This window comes from Protofrankia sp. Cr1 (genome assembly GCF_963555865.1).
Lineage (GTDB): Bacteria > Actinomycetota > Actinomycetes > Frankiales > Frankiaceae > Protofrankia.
Genome location: NZ_CAUVXO010000152.1, coordinates 5,356 through 11,701 on the forward strand (window position 1 = coordinate 5,356; position 6,346 = coordinate 11,701).

3 protein-coding genes and 1 pseudogene are annotated in these 6,346 nt (G+C 66.9%); all 4 read left to right on the forward strand.

Going from position 1 to position 6,346, the window contains the following annotated elements:
* Nucleotides 1–205 (forward strand): annotated as a pseudogene (locus tag U9980_RS13750) (ATP-binding protein); the annotation flags it as partial.
* A 215-nt stretch (nucleotides 206–420) separates the two neighbouring features.
* Nucleotides 421–2,361, forward strand: a complete 1,941-nt coding sequence (locus tag U9980_RS13755) for a dynamin family protein (protein WP_322768269.1) — start codon at nucleotides 421–423, stop codon at nucleotides 2,359–2,361.
* Entirely contained in the window at nucleotides 2,358–4,253 is a 1,896-nt protein-coding gene (locus tag U9980_RS13760) for a dynamin family protein (RefSeq protein WP_322768270.1), read from the forward strand. The genes U9980_RS13755 and U9980_RS13760 overlap by 4 nt, the downstream gene beginning before the upstream one ends.
* Entirely contained in the window at nucleotides 4,243–6,225 is a 1,983-nt protein-coding gene (locus tag U9980_RS13765) for a dynamin family protein (protein ID WP_322768271.1), read from the forward strand. The genes U9980_RS13760 and U9980_RS13765 overlap by 11 nt, the downstream gene beginning before the upstream one ends.
* The last annotated feature ends 121 nt before the right edge of the window (nucleotides 6,226–6,346 follow it).

A 6,346-nucleotide genomic window follows, 5' to 3' on the forward strand; every position in this document is an offset into this window, starting at 1 on the left:
CGAAGCGAAGTGGCGGGCCACCCCGGTTGACGTCGACGAGTTGGCCCGGCTGCGACACATCCGCTCGGTACTGCCCGGCTCACCCGCGAACGTGAAGCTCCTGTTGTTCTCCCGTGCCGGCTTTACCACCACCCTCACCGCGGACGCTGCCGCCGCCCCCGACGTCGAGCTGGTCGACCTCGACCGCCTCTACACCGGCTCCTGAACGCCAGCCCTATCCGGTCATCAGCGTCCCACCGTGCCCGCGACGGTTCCCACCGGGTAATCCGCTGCCTGCCCCAGGGGTTTTCCATGGAGTTGGCGCCCGACCGGGGGAATCTCTGGACACCAGCATGATGGAGCGTTATCCAAGGTGGCATGCCGGTCGCACGTGAGGTGGGGAACGCACGGTCCCAGAGCCCGCTATTCAATGATCTCGTATTGAATTTTTCAGAACACATCCAGTGGGCTGACGCGACATCAACCCATCTCGGTCTCGATACAGCCTCGGTGGGACCACTGCGGGACCAGACCGCTCGGCTTCGCCGTCGGCTCGCGGACCACAATTTGTACATTGCCGTTCTCGGGGAGTTCAACAGCGGCAAGAGCACCTTCATCAACACCGTGTTACGGCATCGCCTTCTGCCGACCGCATCCGTCGTGACCACCGGCACCGCAACCGAGCTTCGTTATGGCCCGTCCGTCGATGTTGCTTTCTGCCCGCGCGGGTCGAACCGGATGTTCTCGTTCTCCGCGGGTCTGCCGCGGCAGGCCGGCGATGAATTCGAGCGCCAGTGGCGACGGATCACAGGTCGAACCGTTGCCCCACGGACGGTGTCCGAGGCTGTTGCCCTGCTGGTAACTGATCCCCATACGACAGCCAATGTCGGGAAAGTCTCGATCAGCCATCCGTCAGCGCTGCTCGCCGACCAGGTTGTGCTGGTCGACACCCCCGGCATCAACGCGTCAGCCGAGCACGAAGACGTCGTCGACCGGGTTCTCTCGCAGACAGCGGACCTGGCCGTCGTGCTGGTACCGAGTAACGCTCCGGTGTCCCAGGTCCTGTCCAATTTTCTCGCCGGTACCATGCGGCGCCACCGCGACCGGTGCGTGTTCGGGGTCACCAAACTCGAACAGGTGCCGGGCTCACAGCGGCCGCGTCTCCTCGAGGTCGTCCGCAAACGCCTTGAGCTGGCCGGGATATCCGCGCCGCGGGTGTACCCCTGCGGCGGCGGCTCGGTCCTGGAGATCCTCACCGAGGACGACGGTGACGGTGACGCCCGCCAGCTCGCCGACGAGTTCCTCGCATTCGAGGGCGAGCTGACATCGCTGGCGCGGCGGGCGAGCATCCTGGCGATCAGCACCACCACGGCGCACATCGTGGCGGACCTGCTGGACGAGGTCACGATCTGTGTGGCGCAACACCGTGCGCGGCTCCTGTCTGCCGAACGTGAGCTGGACAGCCTTCGTGTTCGTGACCTCGAAAGCTTCCTCGCCGAGGCCAGGACGACGATCGCCATAGACCTTCAAGCTGTCGCCCGTGCACAGTGGGCCGGCGCCGAGACGAGAGCCGTGCAGGTCCGTACCGAGCTGCTCGCGGAGCTCGCCGGTGAGGTGAACGGCTGTGCGAATCTGGATGCGCTTCAGGTTCTCGTTCGCGAACGCACCCCGGAACTGGTCCGCGCCCGGCTACAGGACTGGTTCACCGACAGCCGGGACGCCCTTGTCTGTTCCTTGTCCATGAGCTGTGACCGGACACTGACTGACGTCCAGAACTCGTTCCAGGACGAATACCGGCGCCTGGCCGGGCTTGCCGGGCAGACGGCCACGGCGCTCGTGTTTCCACCGACTCCCGACACGCCCGTTCCGCAGAGCGTTGACATCGACTTCTCGGCCGTGCAGGCGACGGTGGCCGAGCATTTACGCACCGAGAACCGGCTCATGGGCGGAGGTGCGGTGGCAGGGGCCGCGATCGGCACATTGTTCTTCCCGGGCGTCGGTACCGTCCTCGGAGGCCTGCTCGGTGGCATCCTCGGCACGGCTGCCAGCGATGGCCAACTCGCCCAGGCGCGGGAGAAACTGGACGAGCCGTTGCGTCAGGCGGTCACACTGGCGTTCGACCAGACGCATGCTCGGCTGGCCACCGCCACCCATGAAGCGGTGGACGCCCAGAACTGGCGGTGTGAAAAGGCTCTCGACGCGCTGCGGAAGGGCGCCGGAGGGCCGGTGCAGGACCTGCTCGAATCCGAACGGGTGGGTCGGGCCGAGCTACGACGTCAACTCACCCAGGTCACCGAGGTCGAGAGCGAGTGCACACAGCGGGTGGCACTGCTACGAGCCCGTCAGGAACAGCTACGGACCGCGCTGGAGGGCCTCCGATGATTGACTTTTTCGATGCGCTGGGCGAGCTGGATGACTGGCTCCGTTCGGCGCGGGACCTCGCCGACCAGGTGCGAGCCGACGAGCTGGTCCGCGAGCTGGACGTCTTGGCCGCGCAGCGGCGGCGGGCCGGATTCCGCATCGCCGTGGTCGGCGAGTTCAACCGCGGGAAGTCGACGCTGGTCAACCGACTCGTGGGGATGGACCTGCTGCCGACCGGCCCGGTCCCGACGACTCGTACCTTCGTGGGCGTCACCAACGCCAACTCCGACGCCGACGCCCCGGTGCTCCGGATCGGTTGGCCGGACGGCACCACCGAGATTCGTGCGGCTGGTTCGGACATGTGGGACGGCCTCGTGATAGACGACGAACTCGGCGACGAGGTCGACGACGGCAGCGCACCAGTGCCGGACGAGCCGGACCTACGGATCGAGGCGCCGAGCGAGTGGCTGGCAGAAATCGGTGCGGAAATCATCGACACCCCGGGAACGAACGAGGCGCTGACCGACCGGCTCCTGCAGGTTCGCCGCGCCGTTACCTTGAGCGACTGCACTGTCGTTGTGGTGTCAGCGTTGAGCCCGCTGAGCCAGACCGAACGCGCTCTGCTCGAACAGGAGGTACTGCGCCGCCGCGTCCCGTTCGTGGCCGTCGTCGTGTCCTTCCTCGACCAGATCGACGCCATCCACCGCGACGATGTTCTGGCGGCGCTGACGACACGGGTTCGAGAGCCGGCGCCGTCCGTGCCGGTGCTCGCCGGGCCCTCCCCCGAAGGTGGGATGGCCGAGCTGGCCGCCATCCGGCTCCAACTCGCCGACTTCGCGGCCCGGGGCGAGGCGGGTCACTGGCGGGCACGAAAGATCGCATGGTCGGTGGCCGAGATCTGTGACGCGGTGGCCGACGTAGCCCAGAGCACGCTGTCGGCGTTCGCGCTGTCGGCCGAGGTACGACGGGCCGAGGTAGAACGCGGCCGGGCGGCGATGGCCTTCGACAAGGCGGCCTGGGAGCAGCTCCGGGTCGAACTCGACACCCGCAGGCTCGCGCTTGTCGATCGGGTTCGGGACTCCCTGCGCGCCGAGCGGACGACCATGGTCGGCAACCTCGCCGACGACCTGGAACGGGCCGGCGACCCGAAGGCGTTCTGGGAGCAGGAGCTGCCGCTGCGCGCCCGGCGGGAACTCGTGGCGCTCACCGGCAAGGCCGAAAGCGTGGTGCTGTCCGCAGTAGCGGCCGACGTCGACTGGCTTGAACGGACGATGGCCGAGCGGTTCGGCGTCGGCGGCGCAGTCACCCACCGGCGGCCAGCCCTGGATGCACCGGACGTCCAACCCCGCGCAACCGTGACGGAGATCAGCCACCGACGTCTGCTCACCCGGCTCGGAGCGGCCTCCGGCGCGATATCGGGCTATCTGCTCGGCGGCGCGGTCAGCGTGGCGTTCCCCCCGCTGGTGATCGGCGTCGCCGGCGGGGTGGCGGGTGCCGTACTCGCCAAGCGTGCGCTGCAGCATGCGACCGACGAGCAGCGTGAGGAGCTCGCACTGCACCTGCGGCGGTTCATCGACGAGGTGATCGAACGTTTCACCGACCAGGTCTCGCGCGACCTCGACCGGCTCTACCTCCAGCTTGTCGGCGAGCTGGAGCAACGACGAACAGCCTGGCAGAGCGCGCGCCTCGCGGCTCTCACCGAACCGAAGGTCCGCGACCAGCCGGAATCGACAGCGGAATCGGCGCCGGACACCTGCACGAGGGCCGCGACGTCCGCCCATGCACTCGCCGCCCGCATTCGCGCCGTCATCGACCGCGACATTGACGGCAACATTGACGGCGACATCGAATACAACGCCGACGTTGACAACGACGGCAAGAAGAAAACGGAGGGGGACGGCGATGCCGAGTAAGGATGCCCGGTCGGCCAGTTTCGAGGAGGCCGAGCGACGTCGGCACCAGCTACTCGGTGTGGCGACCGAGGTTGGTGTCGTGGCGAACGCGCTCGGATTGGCTGACGCCGCGACCGGCATAGAAACGGTCGCGCGCCGGGTGGGGTCCGACTCGTTCGTGGTCATGGTCCTCGGTGACTTCAAACGGGGAAAGAGTACCTTCGTCAACGCGCTGCTCGGCGCCCAGGTACTGCCGTCCTTCCCCTGGCCGTGTACCGCTGTTCTCACCGAGGTTCGGTGGGGCGCCGAACCGGGGGCGGTGTTGTTTCCGCGAGCTGGCGAGACCGGCACGCCGGAGATCGGGGAACCGACCCCCGTCGCCGAACTGGAGAGTCGGATCGTCATCGACGTTGACAGCCCGGAGCAACACAGCACCTACGAGCGCGCGGAGATACAGTGGCCGCTCGACCTCTGCCGCAACAACGTGGTCATCGTGGACTCGCCCGGCCTGAACGAGGACCCGATCCGTGAACGGCTCACCCTTGACTACCTGACCCGAACCGACGCGGTTATTTTCGTTCAGGACGCGCAGGCGAACATGTCGATGAGCGAAGCGCATTTCGTGACCACCTACCTCGGCAGCCACGACCCCTTCTTCGTCTTCAACAAAATCAATCTTATTCCCGAACAGCAGCGGGACAAGGTGCAGCGGGCCGCGATGGTCCGACTTCACCGGATCAGGCCCGACCGAGCCGGGGATGACGACCAGCGAGTGTTCTGGGTGGACGCGCTGGCCGGCATCGAGGCGCGGCTCGCCGGCGACCCGCAGAAGTGGGAGTCGTCGGCCATGGCGCTGATTGAGCGGGCGCTGGAAAACTATCTCGTGACCGAGCGCCACAAAATCAAGATAATGGTTCCGGCGAGAGAGCTCAGAATACAACGAAAGAACCTGGCCGAGAGCATTCGGGCGCAGCACCGGATGCTCGGCGAAAGCCTTGAAGACCTCGCCGAACGGTACGAGACGGCACAGGGGCCGCTGCGCTTGGCGGAGACCGAGGCCAACCGTATCGCCGGCTATCTGCGTAACCGGATGACCGAACTACACCAACTCGTCGAGCGCCGCGTCTGCGCGCAGCTCGAGAAACTGGCCGAGAAGGTGCCCGGCTGGGCCGCCGAGAGCATTCCAGAGGCCAAGCTGCGCATGCTTCCCACCCAGGTGAAGGAACAGGCCGAGGCGGTGGCGAAGGAGATTGCGCAGATCACTGCCCGCCAGGTCGAGCAGGCCTTCGCCGAGTGGTTCGAGGAGGAGTTCGCCGGGGAGTTGATGGGCCGCATCACCGACATCTCGCGCGAACTCGACCACGAAGTCGAGGCCTTCGAAGAAGGTGTCCAGGCCATCCGGCTGGACATGACCGGCATTTCGTCGGAGGCGGCCGCCGGTGGCTCAACCGACGACGAGACGGCACTGAGCCGCCTGCTCGCCGGCGTAGGTGGGTTCGTCCTGGCGGGCCCGGCCGCCGGGCTGGCCGGGCTGCGGCTCGGCCCCCGCGACATGCTGAAGACCGTGTTGCCGGCGATGGCCATCGCCCTGGCGTGGGCGTTCACTCCGCTCGGCTGGCCGATCCTTGCCGGGGCTCTCATTGCGCAGGGCCTGTTCCAGACGCGAAGCCTGCTCGACCGCGCCCAGGACAAAATCAAAAAGCAGGTCGGCATAGAAATGGCGAAGCAGCTCCGGCTCCGGGCGTTCGAGACCGGCCGGCAGGCTGCCGACGACCTGGACAAGCAGCTCCTGGAGTTCCAACAGGCCGTCGAACAGGGGCTTGCGACCCAGCTTGCCAACGTCCGCCAGGAGGTCGAGGCCGTGCTGGCCGCAAAGAGGGACGGCGAGAGCACGGTCACCAGGCGCCGGGCCGAACTGGATGTGCTCTCGAAGCGGCTTGACGAGGCGGTCAGCAGTCTCAACGAGATCGTCGACGACATTGCTGTACTCTGAGCCCCGCGCCGAGTAATCCTCGAGGCGCTGATGCTCAGTCTGGAGGCCGTGGATGTCGGGGGCGGGGAACGGATCAAGCGGCAGTTTCTGGCACTCCCCCTTGGGAGCTGGGATTTTAACC

Bases quoted from the DNA above. Each gene is read 5' to 3' on its own strand.
- U9980_RS13760 (WP_322768270.1), top strand. From the start codon at position 2,358: ATGATTGACTTTTTCGATGCGCTGGGCGAGCTGGATGACTGGCTCCGT.
- U9980_RS13765 (WP_322768271.1), top strand. From the start codon at position 4,243: ATGCCGAGTAAGGATGCCCGGTCGGCCAGTTTCGAGGAGGCCGAGCGA.